At 67.4% G+C, this 22,141-nt stretch carries 22 protein-coding genes; 14 read left to right on the top strand and 8 right to left on the bottom strand.

Annotated elements, in window-relative coordinates; translation table 11 throughout:
- Window positions 1-32: 32 nt before the first annotated feature.
- A complete protein-coding gene (locus tag ACQY4K_RS10065; protein WP_428395718.1) occupies window positions 33-347 on the top strand; it encodes a hypothetical protein in 315 nt (104 codons plus the stop codon).
- 37 nt (window positions 348-384) lie between these two features.
- Here ACQY4K_RS10065 and ACQY4K_RS10060 read toward each other — a convergent pair whose 3' ends face one another.
- Entirely contained in the window at window positions 385-2,040 is a 1,656-nt protein-coding gene (locus ACQY4K_RS10060; RefSeq protein ID WP_428395717.1) for a glycosyltransferase family 4 protein, read from the bottom strand.
- Window positions 2,041-2,149: 109 nt separating this feature from the next.
- Here ACQY4K_RS10060 and ACQY4K_RS10055 point away from each other — a divergent pair, with 109 nt between their 5' ends.
- The gene (locus ACQY4K_RS10055; protein WP_428395715.1) at window positions 2,150-2,494 is read left to right on the top strand and encodes a hypothetical protein; all 345 of its coding nucleotides are present in this window, start codon (window positions 2,150-2,152) and stop codon (window positions 2,492-2,494) included.
- On the opposite strand, the gene folD is transcribed toward ACQY4K_RS10055, so the two are convergent.
- Window positions 2,478-3,359, bottom strand: a complete 882-nt coding sequence (gene folD / locus ACQY4K_RS10050) for a bifunctional methylenetetrahydrofolate dehydrogenase/methenyltetrahydrofolate cyclohydrolase FolD (protein ID WP_428395714.1) — start codon at window positions 3,357-3,359, stop codon at window positions 2,478-2,480. The two genes, ACQY4K_RS10055 and folD, sit on opposite strands and share 17 nt — an antisense overlap.
- A gap of 45 nt (window positions 3,360-3,404) precedes the next feature.
- Here folD and ACQY4K_RS10045 point away from each other — a divergent pair, with 45 nt between their 5' ends.
- The 5 genes from ACQY4K_RS10045 to ACQY4K_RS10025 all read left to right on the top strand — a co-directional run bounded on the left by ACQY4K_RS10045 (window position 3,405) and on the right by ACQY4K_RS10025 (window position 8,887).
- Window positions 3,405-4,493, top strand: coding sequence for a threonine aldolase family protein (locus tag ACQY4K_RS10045; RefSeq protein WP_428395712.1), 1,089 nt, complete (start codon window positions 3,405-3,407; stop codon window positions 4,491-4,493).
- Window positions 4,490-5,953 (top strand): xylulokinase, encoded by a 1,464-nt coding sequence (gene xylB, locus ACQY4K_RS10040; RefSeq protein WP_428395710.1) that lies wholly within the window; start codon window positions 4,490-4,492, stop codon window positions 5,951-5,953. Before ACQY4K_RS10045 ends, xylB begins: the two co-directional genes overlap by 4 nt.
- A 198-nt stretch (window positions 5,954-6,151) precedes the next feature.
- Window positions 6,152-7,558 (top strand): hypothetical protein, encoded by a 1,407-nt coding sequence (locus ACQY4K_RS10035; protein WP_428395708.1) that lies wholly within the window; start codon window positions 6,152-6,154, stop codon window positions 7,556-7,558.
- A gap of 660 nt (window positions 7,559-8,218) precedes the next feature.
- Window positions 8,219-8,335 carry a DUF6471 domain-containing protein gene (locus tag ACQY4K_RS10030; RefSeq protein WP_428396054.1) on the top strand — a complete coding sequence of 39 codons (117 nt, stop codon included), beginning with the start codon at window positions 8,219-8,221 and terminating at the stop codon, window positions 8,333-8,335.
- Window positions 8,336-8,710: 375 nt separating this feature from the next.
- Complete coding sequence (locus tag ACQY4K_RS10025) at window positions 8,711-8,887, top strand: hypothetical protein (RefSeq protein ID WP_428395707.1); 177 nt, start codon at window positions 8,711-8,713, stop codon at window positions 8,885-8,887.
- A 300-nt stretch (window positions 8,888-9,187) separates the two neighbouring features.
- On the opposite strand, the gene ACQY4K_RS10020 is transcribed toward ACQY4K_RS10025, so the two are convergent.
- Genes ACQY4K_RS10020 through ACQY4K_RS10010 form a run of 3 tightly spaced genes read right to left on the bottom strand, consistent with a single transcriptional unit; the run spans window position 9,188 to window position 11,475 of the window.
- Entirely contained in the window at window positions 9,188-10,612 is a 1,425-nt protein-coding gene (locus tag ACQY4K_RS10020) for a dipeptidase (RefSeq protein ID WP_428395706.1), read from the bottom strand.
- A 44-nt stretch (window positions 10,613-10,656) separates the two neighbouring features.
- Window positions 10,657-11,160: a protein-export chaperone SecB gene (gene secB, locus ACQY4K_RS10015; RefSeq protein WP_428395705.1), complete on the bottom strand. Its 504-nt coding sequence runs from the start codon at window positions 11,158-11,160 to the stop codon at window positions 10,657-10,659.
- A 45-nt stretch (window positions 11,161-11,205) separates the two neighbouring features.
- On the bottom strand, window positions 11,206-11,475 hold the full coding sequence (locus tag ACQY4K_RS10010; protein WP_428396052.1) for a hypothetical protein: 270 nt from the start codon (window positions 11,473-11,475) through the stop codon (window positions 11,206-11,208).
- A gap of 154 nt (window positions 11,476-11,629) precedes the next feature.
- Here ACQY4K_RS10010 and ACQY4K_RS10005 point away from each other — a divergent pair, with 154 nt between their 5' ends.
- From ACQY4K_RS10005 to ACQY4K_RS09995, 3 genes are read left to right on the top strand one after another with little or no spacing between them, the layout of a single operon-like run.
- The gene (locus ACQY4K_RS10005) at window positions 11,630-12,001 is read left to right on the top strand and encodes a lipopolysaccharide assembly protein LapA domain-containing protein (protein ID WP_428395703.1); all 372 of its coding nucleotides are present in this window, start codon (window positions 11,630-11,632) and stop codon (window positions 11,999-12,001) included.
- A gap of 10 nt (window positions 12,002-12,011) precedes the next feature.
- Window positions 12,012-12,719 carry an orotidine-5'-phosphate decarboxylase gene (gene pyrF / locus ACQY4K_RS10000; protein ID WP_428395701.1) on the top strand — a complete coding sequence of 236 codons (708 nt, stop codon included), beginning with the start codon at window positions 12,012-12,014 and terminating at the stop codon, window positions 12,717-12,719.
- An 8-nt stretch (window positions 12,720-12,727) separates the two neighbouring features.
- Window positions 12,728-13,366, top strand: coding sequence for a phosphoribosylanthranilate isomerase (locus ACQY4K_RS09995; RefSeq protein ID WP_428395699.1), 639 nt, complete (start codon window positions 12,728-12,730; stop codon window positions 13,364-13,366).
- Here the strand turns inward: ACQY4K_RS09995 and ACQY4K_RS09990 are convergent.
- On the bottom strand, window positions 13,346-13,585 hold the full coding sequence (locus ACQY4K_RS09990) for a hypothetical protein (RefSeq protein WP_428395697.1): 240 nt from the start codon (window positions 13,583-13,585) through the stop codon (window positions 13,346-13,348). The genes ACQY4K_RS09995 and ACQY4K_RS09990 overlap by 21 nt on opposite strands.
- Window positions 13,586-13,890: 305 nt before the next feature.
- On the opposite strand from ACQY4K_RS09990, the gene ACQY4K_RS09985 reads away from it, so the two are divergent.
- Complete coding sequence (locus ACQY4K_RS09985; RefSeq protein WP_428395695.1) at window positions 13,891-16,230, top strand: heavy metal translocating P-type ATPase; 2,340 nt, start codon at window positions 13,891-13,893, stop codon at window positions 16,228-16,230.
- Here ACQY4K_RS09985 and ACQY4K_RS09980 read toward each other — a convergent pair.
- Window positions 16,178-17,650, bottom strand: a complete 1,473-nt coding sequence (locus tag ACQY4K_RS09980) for an NCS1 family nucleobase:cation symporter-1 (protein WP_428395693.1) — start codon at window positions 17,648-17,650, stop codon at window positions 16,178-16,180. The two genes, ACQY4K_RS09985 and ACQY4K_RS09980, sit on opposite strands and share 53 nt — an antisense overlap.
- 226 nt (window positions 17,651-17,876) lie before the next feature.
- Here ACQY4K_RS09980 and ACQY4K_RS09975 point away from each other — a divergent pair, with 226 nt between their 5' ends.
- From ACQY4K_RS09975 to ACQY4K_RS09965, 3 genes are all read left to right on the top strand, one after another.
- Window positions 17,877-18,332 (top strand): c-type cytochrome, encoded by a 456-nt coding sequence (locus ACQY4K_RS09975; RefSeq protein ID WP_428395691.1) that lies wholly within the window; start codon window positions 17,877-17,879, stop codon window positions 18,330-18,332.
- Between the two features lie 65 nt (window positions 18,333-18,397).
- The gene (locus ACQY4K_RS09970; protein WP_428395689.1) at window positions 18,398-19,672 is read left to right on the top strand and encodes an aspartate aminotransferase family protein; all 1,275 of its coding nucleotides are present in this window, start codon (window positions 18,398-18,400) and stop codon (window positions 19,670-19,672) included.
- Window positions 19,669-20,559: a polysaccharide deacetylase family protein gene (locus ACQY4K_RS09965; RefSeq protein WP_428395688.1), complete on the top strand. Its 891-nt coding sequence runs from the start codon at window positions 19,669-19,671 to the stop codon at window positions 20,557-20,559. The genes ACQY4K_RS09970 and ACQY4K_RS09965 overlap by 4 nt, the downstream gene beginning before the upstream one ends.
- A 1-nt stretch (window position 20,560) precedes the next feature.
- Here the strand turns inward: ACQY4K_RS09965 and ACQY4K_RS09960 are convergent, their stop codons facing one another.
- Complete coding sequence (locus tag ACQY4K_RS09960; RefSeq protein ID WP_428396050.1) at window positions 20,561-21,973, bottom strand: MFS transporter; 1,413 nt, start codon at window positions 21,971-21,973, stop codon at window positions 20,561-20,563.
- Window positions 21,974-22,141: the final 168 nt, after the last annotated feature.

The following is a 22,141-nucleotide window of genomic DNA, read 5'->3' as shown; positions in this document are numbered from 1 at the left end:
ACGGTGATCCGTCCGGGCGCTGGAATCCGGTATTGCGCGCGGTAGCGCTCGCCCACCGCGGGATCGAGCGTCGAGAGCCCGGTGCCCGGCACGCTGAAGAAATCCGCCTCGCCATCGCAGCGTCCGGCCGCGAGCTGCAGCGTGATGTCGCCGGGACGTGCCGCCGCCAGCCGTGCCGCGTCAGCCACGCCCGGCTCGATATTGAGGCCGCGCCAGCCGCGCTCGAAGAACGCCCGGGTGACGGAGTCCGCGTCCGGGTGCGCCGCCCCGACATCGACATAGAAGCCTTGGTTGACGTCGCGCAGGGCGCGCCAGAGCAGCACGTCCTCGAAATTCTGGGCGTATGAGACGAACGTCATGGAAGGGCCTATACGCGCGTGCTGCTCAGAGCGGATGCACCGCGGTGTGTTCGTCCGCCAGTGTCCGTTCCTGAACGCTGACCTCCATCTCCTCCGGGCCGAGGCCAAGCGCCCGCAGCACGCCGCGCGCGCTCTCCGCCCAGCTCACCGGCCGGAACTCGCGTCGCACCTGTTCGGCCCAGGCCTGGGTCTCCTCCGGCGTCTCCACCACATAGCGGATCACGTCATAGGCCTCACCGGCGTTCTCCGGGTCGAAATAGCGCGCGAGATGGCCGCCGGCCTCGGGCAGCGAGGTCGCCCGAGAGATCACGCAGGGCTTGCCGAACGCCAGGCTCTCGGTCACCGGCAGGCCCCAGCCTTCATACAGCGACGGGAACAAAGTAAAGCGGCAGCCGGCGTAGAGCTGTTCGAGTTCGTCGTCGGTGGGGTCCTCCACCAGCCTGATCTTGCCGTCGAGGAAGTCGGCATTGCGCAACTGCTGCATCAGGTCGCTGACCAGCCAGCCCACCCGGCCGGCAAACACCAGGGTCGGGACCAGATCATGCGGCATTTCCTCAAGCATCCGTCGCCACACCCGGAACAGCAGAATGTGGTTCTTGCGTGCCTCGATGGTGCAGACGATCAGCGCGTAGCTGCCGGCGGCAGGCAGTCGCGCGGTGTCGCGTATCGCCGCCTCGGCCGCGAGCGGTCGCGTCGGCGAGGTGAAGCCTGTACCGATCGGGATCGGCTGCGGCGCGGCGCGCAGGGTATAGCCGCATTCGTGCGCGAGGCGGACGATGTCCGTCGCACTGGAGCGCGAGATGGTCAGGAAGCTGTCGACCAGCGGGAACACGTCCGTGGTCCATTCGCGAAAACGCAGGGCCAGGTTGTGGTCGCACCATTCCGGACGCCGCAGCGGGATGATGTCATAGACCAGCAGAGCGAAGCGCAGCTCGCGCTGCCGCTGCGCCCGGCCGACCAGCTCCGCATAGAACGGGTGAAACCAGGGCGAGCCGAGCACCAGCAGGATGTCGCCGGGTGCCGAAGTTGTATCGAACGCGGTCACTCCAGCCACCGGCACCGAATTGGCCTCGATTCCATCCGCCAGCGGCGCCTGGGTCGCGGTCGTGCCGGCGCCGGTGCTGGTGTTGCCGCCGAATGTGCCACCCAGCGCCCGCGAGAGGCGGCTGCGGGCGGCCCATCCGAGCGCGCTGCCGATTTGCGCGAGCGCCCGCCCGGCCTCACGCTCGGCCTTGTAGAAGGCCACCAGCGGATTGCGTAGGCCGGTCGGCACGCTGTACGCGATCCGACGCAGCGGGTCCTTCGAAAGCGGCCGCGGCACTCGCCGTGGCAGAACTGGCGGGTCACTCGCGACAGCGGACGGCTCGGCCTTCTTTTCCGGCGGTCGCCGCTCGCCCCTGCTGTCATCGGAGGTCAGCGTGCCGTAGAGCGCATCCAATTCGCGGTAGGGGATCGAGTAGAAGCCTTTTTCGATGCCGGCGTGACGGACGAAACGCACCCGGTCTCGCGACTCCGGAAGGCTGGCGAGGGCGCGGCAGAGCTCGTACTCGATCCGCTGGATCCCGCTTGGACGCGGATTAAAGGCGGCATACTGAAACAGGTCCTCGACATCGATCCAGATCTTGCTCGGCAAAACGTCATTCTCCGTCTGCAACGCCGCTTCACTGGACGACCGCCGCATGGCACTATCATGGCAGCGCGTCCCTGTCCCAATTTCGGCACCGCCATGCCGCATCCATAATGCCGTCCGTGGCCATTCGTTTCGGCCCTTCATTGCGTCGGAGCCATCCATGAGGCCGATCCTGCCGCTGCTCGGGCTTCTCGCACTTTCGGCGTGTGCCCAATCGTCCTGCGGCAACCCGGACGTGCGCGCCTTCGTGGACCGGGCTGTCCAGTCCCGCGACCTCTATGCGGTCGGCCTGACCTACGGTGCCGTCCGACAGACACCGTTGCCATTGCCGCCGCCCGCGTCCGGCTATAACCCGCGTCGTGCGATCTGCTCTGCCTGGCTGCTGTCGCGCAATCCGGCCTACGCGCCTGGCGGCACGCAACCGCCGTGGATACAACGGCCACAGACGTACTGGGTGGCAAGGCTCGCATACGGCTACGAGGTCGGACTCATCGCGCGGCCGTAAGCGTCTTTGCCGCCGACAAGGTATTGCGCAGCAGGCAGGCGATGGTCATCGGACCGACGCCGCCCGGCACCGGGGTGATCCGGCCGGCCACCCCGATCGCCTCGTCGAACACCACGTCGCCCACCAGCCGGGTCTTGCCGCTCTCGGTCATGACCCGGGTGATGCCGACATCGATGACGGTGGCGCCTGGCTTGATCCAGTTGCCGCGAACCAGGCCCTGCCGCCCGGTCGCCACCACCAGGATGTCGGCCTGACGCGCCAGTGCCGCGGTGTCGCGGGTGTGGATGTGGGCGACGCTGACCGTGCAGTCTGCATTCAGCAAAAGCTGGCTCATCGGCCGGCCGACCAGGTTCGACCGTCCGATCACCACGGCGTGCAGCCCACGCAGCGCGCCGAGTTCGGCCTGCAGCAGCAACAGGCAGCCGAGCGGCGTGCAGGGCACGAGCCCGGGATGGCCCAGCGCGACGCGGCCGACATTGACCTGCCCCAGCCCGTCGACATCCTTTTCCGGGTCGACCGCATCAAGGATGCGCGTGCTGTCAATAGATGGGGGCAACGGCAATTGCACCAGGATGCCATGCACCAGCGGGTCGCGGTTCAGCCGGTCCACCAGTGCCAGCAGCGCCGCTTCCGAGGTGGTCTCGGGCAGCGCGTGCGCGAACGAGCGCATGCCGACGGCCTGGGTCTGGCGGGTCTTGTTGCGCACATAGACCTCGCTCGCCGGATCGCTACCGACCAGCACGACGGCGAGGCCCGGAATAAGCCTTTGTTCGCAGCCAATTCGGTCCACGTCCGCCGCCACCTCAGCGGTCAGGGCCGCGGCACGCTGCCTGCCGTCGATCACGCGGGTCTGTATGGGTGTCATCGGGTCAGGCTGGACCTTGCTTCGGACGGGCGGCAGGATGCCTGCATGACGCAGATACGAAAGAATTTCGGCAGCGACAATGTCGGGCCGGCCGATCCCGAGGTGATGCAGGCGGTGCTCGCGGCAAACGCGGGTGTCACCGGCTCCTATGGCGCCGATCCCTGGACGGCCCGGCTCGAGACGCAGCTCAACGAGCTGTTCGAGACCGAGACCGAGATCTTCCCCGTCTCGACCGGCACGGCGGCCAACGCGCTGGCGCTGTCCGCACTCGTGCCGCCGTTCGGCTCGGTCTATTGCGACTATGTCGCGCACATCATGAACGACGAGGGCGGGGCGCCGGAATTCTTCACCGGCGGCGCCAAGCTGCTGACCCTACCCAGCCCCGACGGACGCATCGATCCGCAGGCGCTGACGGCGGCGATCGCCCGGCGTCGGGTGACCGGCGTGCATCAGAGCCCCGCCGCGGCGCTGAGCCTCACCCAGTCGACCGAGTGGGGCACCAGCTATACGGCCTCGCATGTCGCAGCCCTTGCCGAGGTGGCGCACGCGCACGGCATGCACGTGCATATGGACGGCGCGCGCTTCGGCAATGCGGTGGCCCATCTCGGCTGCAGCCCGGCCGCGATCACCTGGCGTGCCGGGGTCGACGTGCTGTCGTTCGGCGCCACCAAGAACGGCGCCCTGGCGGCCGAGGCGGTGGTGTTCTTCCGGCGTGATCTCGCCGATAATTTTGCCCGCAGGCGCAAACGCGCGGGCCATCTGTTCTCCAAGCAGCGATTCCTCAGCGCCCAGCTCGTCGCCTACATCGAGGACGGCCGCTGGCGGCGCAACGCCGCCGCCGCCAATGCCGCGGCACAACATCTCGGCCGCGGCCTTGCCGACGTGCCCGGAGTCGCACTGGCCCAGAACGTGGAGGCCAACGAGGTCTTCGCCCTGATGCCCGAGCGTCTGATCGCGGGCCTGGAGGGCGCCGGCTACGTGTTCTACCGCTGGGCCACGCGCGACGCAGCCAGCACAGATGGGGGCGCCAGCAGCATCGTGCGGCTGGTATGCGCCTTCGACACCACCGACACTGACGTCGCAGCACTGCTCGATGTCGCCCGCGCGCAGGCGGCCCGCGCACCGCACACATGAGCTTCCTCGGCATCGATCTCGGGACCTCCAACCTGAAGGCGGTCCTGGTCGATGACCGCCAGCAGATCCTGGGCTCGGCCACGGTGCCACTCGCAACCGCGCGGCCGCATCCCGGCTGGTCCGAACAGGCGCCGGAGGATTGGTGGCAGGCGGTGCTGCGCGCCGTGGAACAGCTCCACAGCGGCCACGATCTGTCTGGGGTGCGCGCAATTGGTCTGTCCGGGCAGATGCACGGCCTGGTGCTGCTCGACCGCACCAATCGCGTGCTGCGTCCGGCGATCCTGTGGAACGATAGCCGCGCCGCCGCCGAGGCCGCCGCACTCGCGCTTGCGCATCCGGCGTTCGCCGCGCTCACCGGTGCCGCGCAGTCGCCGAGCTTCTGGCCGGCCAAGCTGAGCTGGCTGCGTCACCACGAGCCCGACCTCTTCGCCCAAATCGCCCGTCTGCTGCCGCCGAAGGACTATATCCGTCTGAAGCTGACCGGCCGGTATCAGACCGACCCGTGCGACGCTGGTGGCACGTTGCTGTTCGACGCGGCGCGGCACGGCTGGTCGGAGGAGATCCTGGCCGCCTGCGGGATTGCGCGCGCCATGCTGCCCGATCTGGTCGACGGCAACCAGGCGGCTGGCGTGATGGCCGACGCGACCGCCCGGGCCCTGGGCCTGCCGCCCGGCATCATCGTCGCGGGCGGCGGCGGCGATGCCGCAACCAACGCCATCGGGATCGGTGCCGTGGCCGACGGCGACACGACCATCTCGCTCGGCACTTCGGCGCAGATCTTCGTCAGCACCGACGCTTGGCGTCCGGCGCCGCATGCCGGCCTGCAATCCTTCGCGCATGCCTTGCCAGAACGCTGGTTCCAGGCGGCGGCCGTGCTCAACGGCGCCAGCGCCCTGGCCTGGGCGGCGAGACTGCTCGGCGCCGACGATCCGGAGATCCTGCTGCAAGCCGCCGAGGCGCAATACCAAGGGCCGGCCAGCGTATTGTTCCTGCCTTATCTCACCGGCGAACGCGCACCGCATAACGATCCGGATGCACGCGGCGTGCTATTCGGCCTCACTCCGGACACAGCAGGCCCGCAGCTCGTGCAGGCGGTGATCGAAGGCGTCGCCTTCAGCCTCGCCGACGCGTTGGATAGCCTGGCCCAGGCCGGAACTCGGATCACCCAGGCGTCGCTGGTCGGCGGCGGCGCGCGCAGCGCGTTCTGGACGCACATCATTGCCGACGTGATCGGCATCCCCCTGGTGCGTCATGGCGGCCTCGACATCGGGCCGGCCTTTGGCGCGGCACGGCTTGCCCGGCTTGCTTTCACCGGAGAGCGGTTCGATCGGGTCTGCGTGCGTCCTCCAGTCCTCGACCGCACGCTGCCGGATGCCGCGCGGCGACGCCTCTACGCGCCCAGGCTGGAGCGCTACCGAGTATTGTATCAGACTCTGCGTCCGTTGTTTACCGCGGCATAGCGGAACGGCAACGAAGCACAAGTGCTGCGCGAAACAGACCTGATGCAAATCCAAGGCTTGATATCGATCATTTCACGCTATTCGTTTCATATGATTATGGTTTTGTTAACAATCACCCACTAGAAAGAAGGTGCGAGTGGGGGGCGACATTCCATGCAAGGGCAAACCGCCAGGCCTTGGCGTTTCGCTATTGAAACCATGGGGCGTTCGGCCGCGCCGGTCGCCTGGCTCATCGCCTGTATTGCATTGTTGCTCTGGCCGGCCCTGCTCAACGGCTATCCGCTGGTCTTCGCGGACTCCGGAACATATCTGTCCCAGGCGATCCGGCATTATCTCGGCTGGGACCGGCCTGCCGTCTACAGCGTATTCCTGTTGATAACGCATTGGAAACTCACCAATTGGTCGTCTGTGGTCGTGCAGGCCATGATGGTCCTCTACGGGCTTGATCTCCTCCGTCGCAGCTTCACGCCGGACGTGCCGAGATGGCTGTTGCTGCCGATGATCGCCGCATTCTGTCTGGTCACGCCGCTGCCCTGGTTCGTCGGCCAGTTGATGCCGGACCTGTTCACCTCGCTGCTGACGCTGGTGATCGCGGTCCTGGTTCTGCGGCCAGAGTCCGTCAGCCGTGTCGAGATCATCGGCCTGGCCCTGTTCGCCGCCTGGATGACCGCTTCACACCTGTCCAATGTCTGGATCGCGACCGGGCTCGCCATCATCCTGGTGCCGGTGCGCCATCTGCTCCTCAGGGGCGAGCGGCTCGGCTGGCATGGCGTCCGACGGGTGGCAGCACCGATCGCCCTCGCCGTGTTCGTCCTGTGCACTATCAATCTCGCCGCCTTCCGCCGCTTCACGATCTCTCCTTTCGGCAACGTCTTCCTGCTCGCCCGCCTGATCTATGACGGACCCGGCGAACTGACCCTTCAGCAAGACTGCCCGGCCAGCGGCTGGCGTCTATGCGCCTATACCGACGCGCTGCCGCCGCACCCGACACGCTTTCCCAATTCCGACTACTTCCTGTGGCAACCTCATGGCCCGCTCGCCCAGCTCGGTGGCGCCAAACGTCTCTCCACCGAAGCCGGACAGATCATCCTGCGCACGATCCGCGAGCATCCGTTAGCAGTCACAGAATCCGGCACCTATAACTTTCTGCGGCAGTTGCTGCGCTTCAAAACCGGCGACGGACTGCATGCCTGGCGCGGCGAGGTTCGCCCAATCATCGCGAGCAGCTTCCCCGCCCGCGAACTGCGCGCCTTTGACCTCTCTTTGCAAAGCCGTGGCAAAGTGCGTGTACCAGCCTGGCTACAATGGCTTCACGACGCCGGCTTCTGGGCCGGCCTGGCCGCGACGCTCTATTGCTTTGTCGTCGCCCTGCGCGAACGCCAGCCTCTGGCACTGCTCTGTGCCGCCGTGCTGCTCTGCCTGCTCGGCAATGCCGCGGTGACGGGAATGCTCTCAGGCCCGCATGACCGCTACCAGAGCCGGGTCATCTGGCTGGTGTGGGTGACGCCGATGCTGCTGGTCTGCCGTGCCTGGGCCACCCAACCCGAGAGCGCCAAGGTCGCGCCGCTGGCGATTCCCGAGGTGAGCGGCCCGATTGCCGAGTAGCGGTTCGGGGTGACGGCGCGTAGTGTCCAGACCAGAATGCCGCAAGACGATACCAGCCTACCGGCGTATGCGCGGATGAACCGTAACTTGTGATAATTGACACCGGCGCGTTCCGTGTTCCCCACGCACGCGGGGATGAACCGCCGGACCGGAGCCTGGGACGCGTAGACGGCGTGTCTTGCCCGCGCATGCGGTGATGCATCGTACGGGTTGACGATCTTCTCGCGGAGCTTGAGCCGTTCCCCGATACGCGGGAATTAACCGCAGGCCGATGCGCTCATAGACGTCGGCGCCTCGTGTTCCCCGCACATGCGGGGATTGAACCGGTAACGAGCGGATCGGGGATCACCAGCCTGGCGTAGTACGCGCTGGTGCGAAAATAAACCCGCGACTTTCCGAACCACAACAAACCTGTGAGGTTAAGCAAAATGAGCGACCAACCTGATAACCTTACGCTGACTCTGCTGCGGGCACTCAGGACTGACCTCAACAGCGTCAAGAAGGACACGGCGGCTATCCGGCGACACTTGACGAGCATTGGTCTGGAAATTGCCCGGCTACGTCAGGACGCCGCCGGCGACGCCATCCCACGCTGAGGAGCGCGCAGACAGCCTGGAAGAGCGCTTAGCCCGCGTCGAGGGCCAACTCGGCATCGAGGGCGTGACGGAGAGTGCGAGGAACATCGCGAGCAAAATTGCCAGGGGCAGCTTCACCGCAGTGTTCTTCGTCCAGTGCCTGGAAGCAATCGGCCGCCAAACGTTTCGGCTAGCTGACTAGGTGCGTTGAGGCAGGTCATCGAAGGCTGCTAAACGGTGCCTAGGTTCGAACCTTCATCCGGCCTGCCGTGACACAGGTCCTAGCCAGTAGTTCTGAGGCGGCATCAATCTTTCTCCCGAGTCGGGCCGTGTTATCGTGGCTTGTCGGGCAGGAAGTCCTTCCAACATCCTATCTGCACCATAGATCAGCACCGACCGCTAAGACTCGGAAAACTAAGTAATACTTCACGGATAGGAAGTTATAGGATCCTATACAATCCTACTTTCACTCTTGCGGCCTCGCTCTAATCTATCGATTTATGGTTGTATTCTTCAAAGCAGGACCTAGTCTGCTCTAGGCCGAGATCACGGTCGGAACACAAACCCGGAGATTGCAATGGTTCGCACCTTCAGCAAGCGGCCCCTGACGACGAACGACCTTAACTGTCTAGCCGCCGCGATCGCAGTAGCGCGGCAGGCCACCTCGCTGTGGGCCGAGGTCATGATGCTGATCTTCGGCCATTCATTGTCACCTGAGTATCTGGCATTTACGGCAGGACAGACGACGTGGTGATCCTCACTTCTCGCCGGAGGACGCGTGGTTGTTTCTACCAAACGTGGTAAATGTCTGATGCCATAAGGTGCAGGTCGAGGCGGTCACCGGACCAGCGGGTTGGCCGATCACGCGTGCCCGATTGCCCAAAGCGTGCCTAATCATAGGAACATGGCCGCGCGGCTCCGAGTTGAAATAAGGGGAAGAGGACCGGTATGCCACGCGCCTGCAAGCATGAAACAGTGAGTGGCAGCGACGCAAAGGGCGTGCCCCCGCGCAGACGGTCGAGCGGCAGACCAGGAGTTGCCTTCTCTACGACGATCAGCCGGGCGTAGCGGCAAGGGCATGGAGGATCCGAGCCCAGGAACGTATGCCGCGCTGGAAGCTTTCCAGATCATATTTTTCGTTGGGGGAATGGATGCGGTCGTCGTCGCGGGCGAAGCCGACCAGCAACGCGTTCATGCCGAGCGCCTGCTGCAGCTCGCCGACCACCGGGATCGAACCGCCCGAGCCGATCGTCACCGCCGGCCGTCCCCACTCCTCGCCCAGTGCCGCAAGGGCCGCGTTCAAGGCGGCGCCCTCGAACGGCACCGACGACGCGCGCGAGCCGCCATGCGCGCTGAAGCTGGCAGCACAGTCGGGCGGCAGGTGGGCCTGCACATAGGCGCGGAAACTGGCCCGCACGGCCTCGGGATCCTGGCCCGCCACCAGCCGGAATGAGATCTTGGCGGAGGCCTGTGCCGGCAAAACGGTCTTGAAGCCGGCGTCTTGGTAGCCGCCGGAAATCCCGTTCACCTCGCAGGTCGGTCGTGCCCAGGTCTGTTCCAGGGCGCTGTAGCCCTGTTCGCCGGCGGGATGCGACAGACCGACGGCGCCGAGCACGGCGGCATCGGTCAGGCCGATCTGCTTCCAGGCGTCCCGGATTGCCGCCGGCAGATCCTGGACGCCGTCATAGAAGCCCGGCAGCGTCACCCGGCCGCGCTCGTCGCGCAGTCCGGCGATGATCGCGGCCAGCACCTGGATCGGGTTACGCGCGGCATTGCCGTAGATGCCGGAATGCAGGTCGCGGTCGGCGGCGGTGATCACCACCTCCTCGCCGACCAGGCCGCGCAGCATGGTGGTGATCGCCGGGATCCCGTCGGCGGCCAGCCCGGTGTCGCAGATCAAGGCGAGGTCGCAGCGCAGCTCCCCGGCATTGGCCTCCAGGAAGGGCAGCAGGTTCGCACCGCCGCTTTCTTCCTCGCCCTCCAGGATCACCGAGACCTTGCAGGGCAGGCTGCCCTCGGTCGCACGCAGGGCGCGGCAGGCCTCCAGGAACGTCATCACCTGGCCCTTGTCGTCGGAGGCGCCGCGAGCGACGATCATCTTGCGCTGGGTTGCAGCCTCGGTGCGCAGCACCGGCTCGAACGGTGGCGACTGCCAAAGCGGCAGCGGGTCGACCGGCTGCACGTCGTAGTGGCCGTAGAACAGAACATGCGGGCCGGACGGCGCGCCGAGGTCGTGCGCGACCACGATCGGGTGGCCCGGCGTGTCGCGCACAGACGCGGTGAAGCCGATGCCGGCAAGGTCGCGGCACAGCCACTCGGCGGCGCGCCGGCAGTCAGGGGCGTGCGCCGGCTGCGTCGAGATGCTGGGGATGCGCAGGAGGTCGAACAGCCGCTCCAGGCTGGGCTCGATGGTTGCATCGACATGAGCAAGCGTTTGAGAGATCGTCAAAGCGGGCCACCTTGTTGCCGTCCGCGGCATCGTGCCGGATGTCTTTCGCAGTGTCGAACTCGGGCGACCTCGGATCAAGCCGCCGGTGTCGTACGCTCTGTTGCCTGCTGGCGCTTGCTCTGCCAGAAGGCGATGAAATCGATCGGCTGCAGCAGCACCGCGGGAAAACCCGCCTCGCGGATCGTCGCCGCAAGCAGGCTGCGCGCGAACGGGAACAGCAGCCGCGGACACTCGGCGAGCAGCACCGGCTCGATGGCGCTCTGCGGCACGTTGGCGAGCGTGAAAATCCCCGCGTAGCCGATCTCCATCTGGTAGGCGATCGCCGGCGGCGGCGCGCTCTCCTCTTGCGGCGCCTCGACCGTCGCCTCGCACTTGATCGTGAGTGTCACCTCGAAGACCGGTTGCGGTTGGCCCTCGGGGATCGGCCGCACCAGCACGTCGAGCGCGATCACGACATTCGGCCGTTCCGGCATCTGCGCGTAAATCCCGGGCGCTCCCGGCACCTTGAAGGAGAGCTCCTTCACATATTGGGTGTTGAGCAGGAGCGGTGCGCCTGCCTGCTGCTCAGTATCCGACATGGCTCATCCTGCGTGCGTTGAGGGGAGACTGGCGCGTGCGGTGCATCAGACGCGGCTGCCGCGCAGGAAGCCCAAGGCAGGAAGCGGCTTCCAGCTGCGCGGCAAATCCGACCTGCGGATCGGTGTGACGCTGTAGCGCGGCGCGGGTTGTGCCGCGGTGCGCAGGAAGTGCGCGTAGGCGCGGACCTGCTGCTCACGCCAGGCCCGGTCGGCCAGGGCGGCATCCCGGCTGGGAAAGATCTCGGCGATCCGCTGGCTTCGCCCAAGGCACGCCACCACCGCCCACACACGGTCCTTGCGCACGTGGTCGAGCATGACGATCTCGCTCAAACGAGGGCCTCCGGATGGCTTTGGCAAACGAGACCATGCGCGCAGCACTCAGGCAAGGTACAGCGCGAGTAGTGGGGGACTCGCGCGCTCGCGGTGGATGCGGCAATCTTGAAATGTTCGAAGGAGACGAGTGCCGGATATGCTGCGCCTGCTCATCACGCTGCCGTTCCTGGCCGCCCTGATCGTCTTTGCGATCTACAACCAGGAGATCGTGACGCTCTCGGTCCCGGGCTACAGCCGGCAGTCCTCACTGGCCGTGCTCGTCATGGTGGTCGCCGTAGTGTTCTTCCTGATTGGTGGGCTGAGCGTGTGGTTTGCCGAACTCCGGCAGCGCCGGCGTGCGCGTCGCGCCGAGCAGACGGTGCGCACGCTCGAGACCCAGGTCTCCGAGCTCAAGCTGCAACTGGCCCAGGCGGTCACCGAGAACCATATGGCCCAGCAGGGGCACCAGCCGGGGTATCCAGCGACCACGCCCTCGCACGCCTTGCCGCCGCCGTCTTCGGCAGCCTGAACCGGTCCAGGTGGAGCGGGTAACACGGCTGATCGCGGCCCTCGACACGGCGGATCAGTGCCAGGCTGCGGCGTGGGCAGAAGCGGTCGCGCCGCACGTGGACGCGATCAAGCTGGGGCTCGAATTCACCTGCGCCCAGGGAGTAGCGGAGGCGTGCCGTACCGCCGCCGGAAGCCCGCTGTTCCTCGATTTGAAGCTGCACGACATCCCCAATACCGTGGCCGCCGCCGTTCGCGCCCTGCTGCCACACGCGCCGGCGATGCTGACCGTGCATGCGCAGGGTGGGGCGGCGATGATCCAGGCGGCGCGCCATGCCATGTCTGGCGACGATAGACACAAGGCGGCGCGGCCGCTGCTGCTGGCGGTGACGGTGCTGACCAGCCTGGACGCCGCGGCGTTGCACGACACCGGGATCGCCGGCGGCACGCGCCAGCAGGTGCTGCGGCTGGGGCGGCTCGCCATGCAGGCCGGCGCCGACGGTCTGGTCTGCTCGCCGCACGAGATCGCGGTTCTGCGTGACGCACTCGGCGACGCGCCGGTTCTGGTGGTGCCTGGGGTGCGCCCGCTTGGCGCCCAGCCCGACGACCAGCGCCGGGTGATGACGCCGGCCGCGGCGGCGCATGCGGGGGCGGACTGGATCGTGGTCGGCCGCCCGATCACCCGTGCGATGGATCCGGCCGCCGCCGCCGCCGCGATCAAGGCCGAGCTGCACCTTTGAGCATCAGCGTGAAGATTTGCGGCCTGGCTGAGCCGGCCGGCTTTGATGCCGCGATCGCCAGTGGGGCGGATTGGCTCGGCTTCGTATTCTTTGCCGCCTCGCCGCGCGCCATAAGGCCAGCGCGGGCGGCGGCACTCTCGGCGCGTCATCCGGGTGGTGCGGGCCGCATCGGCCTGTTCGTGCGAGCCGGCGACACCGAGATTGCCCGCTGCCTGGAGCAGGTTCGGCTGGACGGGTTGCAGATCTATGACACCGCCGAGCGGGCGGCCGAGATCGGCGCCCGCTTCGGACTGCCGGTATGGCACGCCTGCGCGGTCGCGACAGCGTCTGACCTGCCGGTTCTGGCGCCGGGGTTGCAGCGTCTCGTGCTCGAAAGTCGCCAGCCGGCCTCGTCCGACCGGCCCGGCGGCAACGGCCATGCCTTCGACTGGAGCCTCCCACGCGGCTGGCAGGCGCCCTGCCCGTGGCTGCTCGCCGGCGGGCTCGACCCGGAAAACGTGGCCGCGGCAATCCAAGCGAGCGGCGCCATTGCGGTCGATGTCTCCTCCGGAGTCGAGCGGCAGCGCGGGGTAAAGGACCCGGCCCGGATCGCCGCCTTCATCGCAAACGCGCGTGCGGCGTTGGTGTCAGGACGCCCCGTCACGTGAGCGGTGCCGCACCTCGCGGCGGATCTCCTCGGCGAGTTGCGGGTTGGCACGACGGATCTGTCCCACACGCAAGGCGGCCGCGGTCCCAGGCGCGGGATTGATTTCCCAGTTTTCGAGGAACCACAGATCGGCACTGAGCAGCTCCGAGGCGGCCCGGCTGTCGCTGAACGCGGCTAGCGCGCGTTGCGCCGCGGATGTTCTTGGAGAATGGCGCTTCATGGTCGTGTCCATATCCGCCGATGCTGGTTCCGTCGCACCGCTTGCCGCAAAGTAAAGCACTCACGCGCAGCCGCAAGCTGGTATTCATCAATATACACGGGTTTTGATGAACTGAATGGTTCAGTCATATGAAATATTTTCGAGCGTTAGCGTTTTATTGAGAAACCCATGCGAAACCGCTTCAATCTGGCCCCCCGCGTCTGTTTGCGGCGCTGTTGCGCGGCAACGCTCGTCGGCGTTCGTATCGCCTCCTATAGTGCGCGTAAGGCGATGTCGCTGAGCTGTGAGGACATATGGATGTGGTGGTGATCCCCCCACCCCCGGACGACGCGCGCGACGGCGTCGCGGCCTCGCGGGCGCGCCGGGTCGAGCTCGCCATCACCGGCATGAATGGCAGCGCATCCGTCGGCCGGATCGAGCGTGCCCTGCTGCGCTGCCCCGGCGTCTTGTCGGTCTCGGTGGATCCCGTCGGGGCGCGGGCGCGGGTGTCGCTCGGCCATGATCCCACCGAGCCGGATTCAGCACTGGCCGCGCGTCTGCGCGACGTGGTGACGGGTGCTGGCTTCGACGCGGTCATGCTCAATCCCGAGCTCCCTTCCGCGGACTCCGGCGCGCCCCATGCGGACGCGGGCGAGACCTCGCGGCTGATCCTGGCCGCGGCCCTCACCGCGCCTTTGCTGGTGTCGATGGTCCTGCAGGTCGCCTTCGCGCTTTCGCACCAGGACCGCCTCGCAGCCGAGGTGGCGCTGCCCGGCTGGGTGCAGTTCCTGCTGGCCACCTTGGTGCTCTGGCTCGGGCGGCGCGTGACCCACGCCGCCATCGCCGGCTTGCGCGTCAGGGCCGGTAACGCCGACCAGCTCGCAGCCCTCGGCGCCTGGGCGGCCTGGGGCCTGAGCACCTTCGACATGCTGCGCGGCGCGCCCGGCTATTTCGAGGTCTCGGCACTGGTCATGACCCTAATGCTGACCGGCGGCTGGCTGGAGCGTCGGGCACTCTGGCAGGGTGCGGCCGCGGTGCGCGCGCTGCTGTCCCTCCCGGCCGAGGTCGCGCTCCGGCGCGATCCTGCCACCGGCACCGACCAGGAGGTGCCGCTCGCCGCCCTGCTGCCGGGCGATCTGCTGATCGCGCCCACCGGCGCCCACATCGCCGCCGACGGTGTCGTGCGCGACGGTGTGGCCAGCGTGGAAGAGCCGCTTTCGGATGCAGCCGTCGCCAAGGCCCGCGTCGGCAAGGCCCCCGTCACCAAAGCCCCCGTCTCCAAAGCCCGGGGCGAGCCGGTCTTCGCGGGCTCGCGCGTGGCTGAAGGCGCCCTGGTGATCGAGGTCCGCGCGACCGGCGCGCAGACTCGGCTGGCGGGACTCCTGCGGTCGATGGAGGCGTCGCCGGTTTCGGCACGGCGCGCGGCCGACCGGGTCAGCGCGGTCGTCGCCGTCGTTGTCCTGGTGCTCGCCCTGCTCACCTTCATCGGCTGGTGTGCCGCGACCGGCCAGGTCCTGCGTGCCTTGCTGAACGCCGTGTCGGTGCTGGTGATCGCCTGCCCCTGCGCTCTCGGCCTGGCGGCGCCCGCGGCCCTGGCGGCCGGGATCACCGCCGCCGCTCGCGCCGGTATCCAGTTGCGCGACGTGGCCGCGGTCGAGCGCCTGCGCAGCATCGGCCTCGTCGTTCTGGACAATGCACGCCTGCTGACCGAGGGCCGGCCAGTGCTTGAGCGTGTCGTTCCCGATGGCGTAGTGCCTGGGGACGGCGCGCAGCACTATGCGCAGGCCGCGGAACTGCTCTCGCTGGCGGCTGCGATGCAAGACGGCCATGCGCATCCGCTGGCCGCGGCGGTGCGCGCCTCGTCCGGCCATGCCGTCACCGCCGCCGCGGAACGGTTCAAGGCCGTGCCCGGCCACGGTGTCAGCGCCAGGATCGGCGGCCGGTCGCTGCTGCTCGGCAACCGGAGCATGATCCAGCACGAAGGCATCGCCTTGCCCGCGATATTGGCGGAGGCGGCAGACGGGGTCGACGCCGAGGGTGGCACCGCCTCGTTCCTGGCCGAGCGGCGTGCCGGCGGCGGTCGCATCCTGGGGATGTTCGGGTTCAGCGATCCTGTGCGTCCGGATGCCAGGCAGGCGATGGCGCGCCTCGCCCGGCGCGGCATCGCCACCGTGCTGCTGACCGCGGACGGCGAAGGTGCGGCGCGTCACGTCGCCGGTGCCGCAGGTGTCGATCGCCTGCTCGCCGGCCTGTCCCCTGGCGCGAAAGCCGCCGCCGTCGCGGCATTGGCGGCCGAGCAACGCGCCGCCGAGCGGCCCGGTGTCGCCGTGGTCGGCGCCGGCAGTGACGCCGCGGATCTCTCGCTCGCTACAGGCCATGCCGGTGGGCTCGCAGGCGCCAGCATCATCCTGCTTGCCCACAATCCCGACTTGCTGCTGGACGCAATCGAGATCGCCGAACTCACCGCCTCGCATGTCCGCACGGCGCTGTTCTGGGCCTTCGTCTATAATCTCGTCGGGGTCCCGATCGCGGCCGCGGGCCTGCTCAGCCCGCCGCTCGCCGGCGCAGCACTGACGCTCGCCAGCGTCAGTGTCCTGAGCAGCGCGCTGCGGCTCAGGGGCTGGCGCCCACACCCGGACGGTCCACCGCAGCCGCTGCTGCAATAGTCCGTGGCGCGCGGGCCAGCGCCGCATAGGTCAGCGCGCCAACGCCCACGCCGATGAACCAGGAGAACGCGCCGAGGGTAGCAAGCGCCGGCACCACCGAGCCGATCAGTGCTGCGAAGCCGCCAAGCAACAAGGCGATGATGCCGGCCGGGTTCCAGCCGCCGCGCGCCCGGTAACGGCCGTCGTAGGAATACAGCTCATCGATCGCGAGCCGCTGGCCGCGCACCAGGTAGAAATCGACCAGCATGATCCCCGTCACCGGCCCGAGCAGGCCGCCGATGGCGCCGAGCACCTTGAAGATGCTGTCGGCGTCCTTGAACCACAGCCAGGGCGCGAACAGCAGGCCGATGCCCAGCACCAGCAACGAGGCGGAATTGAAGTTCAGCCGGCGCGGCATCAGGTTCACCAGGTCGTAGGCGGCCGGCATGATGTTGGCGGCGACGTTCACCGACAATGTCGCGATGATGATGGTGACCCCGCCCAGCAGCAGGATCAGCGGCTGGTGCAAGGCGAGCAGAAGCGCCACCGGGTCCCAGATCGGATGGCCGAACCGCACGATCGTGGCCGACGTGGTGATCACGCTCATCGCGGTGAACACGATGGCGGTGATCGGCAGGCCGACGAGCTGGCCAATCACCTGGTCGCGCTCCGAGCGCACGAAGCGCGAGAGATCCGGGATATTGACCGCGAACGTGGACCAGATCCCGATCATGCCGGTGACGCCAACTGCAAACGTGAACCAGGCGTGGCCGCCATGCAGGCGTGACGGCTGCGCGAACAGCGGCCCCAGGCCGTGCGTCATGTGCAGCCCCCAGGCGGTCGCCAGCACGCCGACCAGGATCACCAGCGGTCCCGCCACCAGCTCGAAATTGCGAATTCGATGCACCCCGTGCGAGACGATCCAGGCATGCAGCCCCCAGAACAGGGCGACCGCGATCCAGCCCCTCAGCGCCATTCCCAGGATCGGTGTGCTCAAATGCGACCAGGCCGGCACCAGGGTGCCGATGATCGCGTCGATCGCCTGGCTGCCGGCATAGCCCTGCACGGCGAACCAGAAGATCGCGCAGAAGCCGCGGATCACCACCGGGATCTGTGCCCCGCGCGGCCCGAACGAGGAGCGGATCAGCACGCAAAACGGAATGCCGTAGCGCGTCCCCGGCCGCGCATTGAACCACATCGCCAGGAACAGCAGCAGATAGGCGACCGCGACCGCGAGCAGCGCCTGCCAAGCGCTCAGCCCGAGCGCCATCAGCCCCGCCGCCGCCTCGTAGGCGACCACATTGTGCACCATGCCCATCCAAACGGTGGACATGTTGACCCAGCTCCAGTCCCGCCTGGCCCGCGGCACGGGGGCCAGATCGGCATTATACAGGCCGGGATCCTGCCCGGCGCCGAAATCCTGCATGGTGGTGCTCTGCATGGCTCGATCCCCGGTAAGGGCCGTGCAATTCTTGTGCCACGCTCAGTTGGCATCTGACGCCAGAAATGCCTGGATTTCAGGCTTTCGTTGTAAATCGCCTGGTAAAACAGCATCCGTCTCCTATTCCATACGGGACTGGCGCGATCGCGGCCACACCGGCTATCTCTGCACTGCCCGCCATGATCGCCCTGGAGTGCGTCCGCCAATGAATGAACGTTCGACCGCCATGAGGCGCACCTTTGCCGTGTCGGCGCTGCTGATCGCCGCTGCGACCGGTGCTCGCGCCGAAACCGCGGCGACGCTATACTCCGCCAACTGCGCGGCCTGCCACAGGGCCGACGCCGCCGGCGTCGCCGGCCAGTATCCGCCGCTGAAGGGCCGTATCGACAAGATCGCGGTCACCGCCGAAGGCCGGCGCTACCTCGCGGACGTGCTCCTCTACGGCATGGTCGGCCAGATCGAGGCGAACGGCGCCGCCTATGTCGGCTACATGCCAGCCTTCAATCGCCTGTCTGACGCCGATATCGCGTCCGTGCTGACCTGGATTTCGTCACTGGGCGGCAGCAAGCCGCCACCAGCGATCAGCGCTGCCGACGTGACTGCCGCGCGCGCCCAGCCGCTTACCGCCGCCGGCGTGGCGAAGCAGCGGCAGGCGCTCGAGGCGGCGCATCCGCTGCCTTAGTGTTTTTATCATAAAACGAAAGCAACGCCCTGGCCTTACGACCCAACGACCTCGACGCCTGGTGGATGCCGTTCACCGATAACCGCGCCTTCAAGGCGGCGCCGCGCATGTTGGTTGCGGCGAGCGGCATGCACTACACCGACGCGGACGGCCGCCAGGTGCTGGACGCGACCGCCGGGTTGTGGTGCGTCAATGCCGGCCATGGCCGCGCGCATATCGCCGAGGCACTGGCAGCCCAGGCGATGCAGCTCGACTATGCGCCGGCCTTCCAGTTCGGCCATCCGCTCGGCTTCACCCTGGCGTCGCGCTTGGCGGCGATGCTGCCCGGCGATCTCGACCGGATATTCTTCGCCAATTCCGGCTCCGAGGCGGTCGACACCGCGCTCAAGATCGCGCTCGCTTTTCACCGCGTCACCGGACAGGCCTCCCGCACTCGTCTGATCGGGCGCGAGCGCGGCTATCACGGCGTTGGCTTCGGCGGCATCTCGGTCGGCGGGATTGCCAACAACCGCAAGCTCTTTGGAACCCTGCTCGCCGGCGTCGACCATCTGCCGCATACCCACAACCCGGCCTACGCCTTTTCGCGCGGCCAGCCGCAAAGCGGCGTTGCTTGCGCCGAGGCACTTGAGCGGCTGGTGGCGCTGCACGATCCCTCCACGATCGCCGCGGTAATCGTCGAACCGCTCGCCGGCTCTACCGGGGTGCTGCCGCCGCCGGTGGGCTATCTGGAGCGCCTGCGCGAGATCTGCACCCGGCACGGCATCCTGCTGATCTTCGATGAGGTCATCAGCGGCTTCGGCCGGCTCGGCAGCGCCTTTGCCGCCGAGCGGTTCGGGGTCGTGCCCGACATGCTGGTGATGGCCAAGGGCCTGACCAATGGCGTCGTGCCGATGGGGGCCGTAGCGGTGCGCCAGGCGCTTTATGACGGCTTCCTCGCCGCCTCTCCCGAGGGCATCGAGCTGCCGCACGGCTACACCTATTCCGGCCATCCAGTCGCCGCTGCCGCGGCCCTGGCCAGCCTCGACATCTACCAGGAGGAAGCCCTGTTCGCGCGCGCGAACGCGCTATCCGCACCTTTCGAGCAGGCCGTGCATTCCCTGCGCGACGCACCCTACGTGATCGATATCCGCAATCTCGGCCTCGTCGCCGGCATCGAGCTGGCGCCTGGCGGGCGGCCCGGCGCGCGTGGGGCGGCGATGCTGCAGGCCTGCTTTGAGGCCGGGCTGCTGATCCGGGTCACCGGCGACACCATCGCGCTATCGCCGCCGCTGATCATCGAGGAGGCGCAGATCGACCAGATCGTGGAGACGCTGCGTCGTGCCCTGGACGCGGTTGTATGAACCTAGCCCACCACGGCCGCTACGCCTACAGCCCAATCCGTGGCCGCCCTGTCTACGACTGGCCAGGCGGCAAGCGGCTTGCCTTCTATGTGGCCGTCAATCTTGAGCATTTCGCATTCGGCGAGGGGCCTGGCGCGGAACTCGCGCCAAGCGGCCCGGCGCCAGACGTGCTCAATTATGCCTGGCGCGAGTGGGGCAACCGGGTCGGTGCATGGCGCCTGCTGGATGTGTTCGATCAGTTGGCACTGCCGGCCTCAGTGCTGGTCAACAGCGCCATCTACGCGCATTGCCCGCAGGTGATGGACGCCCATCGCGCCCGCGGCGACGAGGTGGTGGGACACGGCCGCACCAACTCCGAGCGGCAAGGGGTGTTGGCGGAAGCCGAGGAGCGCCGCCTGATCGAAGAGGCGACGGCGGCGATTGTAATAGCGGAGGGGGCCCGTCCGGACGGCTGGCTTGGACCCTGGATTTCCGAGAGCCGGGTGACCCCGGACCTGCTCGCCGAGGCCGGCTACTTCTATCTGCTGGACTGGTGCATGGACGACCAGCCGGTCTGGTTCACCTGCCGGAATGGGCGTCGCATCCTGTCGGTGCCGTATCCGCAGGAGCTCAACGACATCCCTGCCATTGTCGCACGGCGCGACAGCCCGGTCGCGTTCGGCGCGATGATCGTCGACGCCTTCGAGGAGATGCTGGTGCAATCGCGCGGCGCGCCACTCGTGATGGGGATCGCGCTGCATCCCTACATCATCGGTCAGCCGCACCGTTTGGGCCATTTGCGCCGCGCTCTCGCGCATATCGCGGCGCATCGGGACGAAGTCTGGATCACCCGCGCCGGCGATATCGCGGCGCATTGCCGCGCGCTCCCGGACGGAATGGTGCCCTGACCTAAGAGCTGGAGGAGAGCGGCGGGGCGATGCTCTCCAGCGAGCGGCCCTCGCAGTCCACGCCGATCCTGAGCGCCGTAAACCCCGCGACGAGCATCAGCACGGCGGCAAAGCCATAACCGATCGCCACCGGCACCGGACCTCCGGCGCCGATCAACTCACCGAAGATCCACGGCGTGCCGGCAGCGAAGATCATGCCGAAGGCATAGAACAGGGCGATCGCGGTGGCGCGTGTCTCCAGCGGGAACACCTCGCTGGCGGTGAGATAGGCGGCAGAGGCGGCGGCGGAGGCAAAGAAGAAGATCGCGGCCCATCCCAGGGTCTGGGTGAGCGCGGTCAACTGGCCACCCGCGAACAGTCCGGCAACCAGCAGCATCAGCACGCCCGAAATCGCGTAGGTGCTGAAGATCATGCGACGCCGCCCGATCGTGTCGAAGTACTTGCCGAGCAGCAGCGGCCCAAGGAAGTTGCTGGTCGCGATCGGCAGGATGAACAGGCCCACCTTGGTTGCCGACACATGCTCATACTTCGTTAGAACCATGCCATAGGTGAAGAACACTGCATTATACAGGCAGGCCTGTGCCACCATCATCACCAGCACCAGCAGCGAGCGCATCTTGTACTGGCCGAGCATCGCGCGCAGCACGTAGCGGTAGCCGAAGACTTTTCGCGGATAGACCATCAGCGATTCGTGCACGGCTTCCAGCGAAGCGCCGGTGCAGCGCATCACCCGGCGCTCGATCTCGGCAATCACCGCGTGGCTCTCGCTATGCTTGCCGTGGGTGACCAGCCAGCGTGGGCTTTCCGGAACCCAGCGGCGCAGCAGCAGCATCACCAAGCCCAGCACGCCACCGACACCGAAGCCGAGCCGCCAGCCGAGATCGATATTCATCATGTTGCCGCTGAGCAGAAATAGCGACGCCCCAGCGCCGGCACCGGCGCCGATCCAGAACGAGCCATTGACGATCAGGTCGACTCGGCCGCGCAGACGCGCCGGGATCAGCTCGTCGATGGCCGAATTGATCGCGGCATACTCGCCGCCGATACCGACGCCGGTCAGGCAGCGGAACAGCATGAACGAGCGCATGTCCCAGGAGAATGCCGACAGCAGCACGCCGATGACGTAGATGCCCAGGGTGACGCTGAAGATGCTTTTGCGGCCAAAGCGGTCGGTCAGCCAGCCGAACAGCAGGGCGCCGACCACGGCGCCGACAACATAAACCGAGGCGGCGCCGCCGATCGCCTGCGCCGAGAGATGCAAGGTGCGCGGGTCCTGCAGGATCGGACCGATGGAGCCGACAATGGTGACCTCGAGCCCATCCAGAATCCAGGTGATGCCGAGGGCTGCGACCAGCAGGACGTGGAAGCGGCACCAGGGCAGCCGGTCGAGGCGGGCCGGAATGTTGGTGCGCACGGCCGCCGCCGGGGTGGCGTGATCGGGCGTGTCAACGATGCGCAAATCATTGATAGCATTTGACAAAAACTCGGCCCCTCCCGCTTGGCGTGCTGCCTCGCATGATCGGCCCGGTTCAGAGCAGGCGCCTGTTTATTGGACTTCGAGCGTGTATGGCCCGGACGTCAT

The organism is Lichenicoccus sp., from assembly GCF_965276875.1.
Taxonomy (GTDB): Bacteria; Pseudomonadota; Alphaproteobacteria; order Acetobacterales; family Acetobacteraceae; genus Lichenicoccus.
The sequence above is the reverse complement of the archived record's forward strand: the minus strand, read 5'-3'. Positions and strand labels throughout refer to the sequence as shown.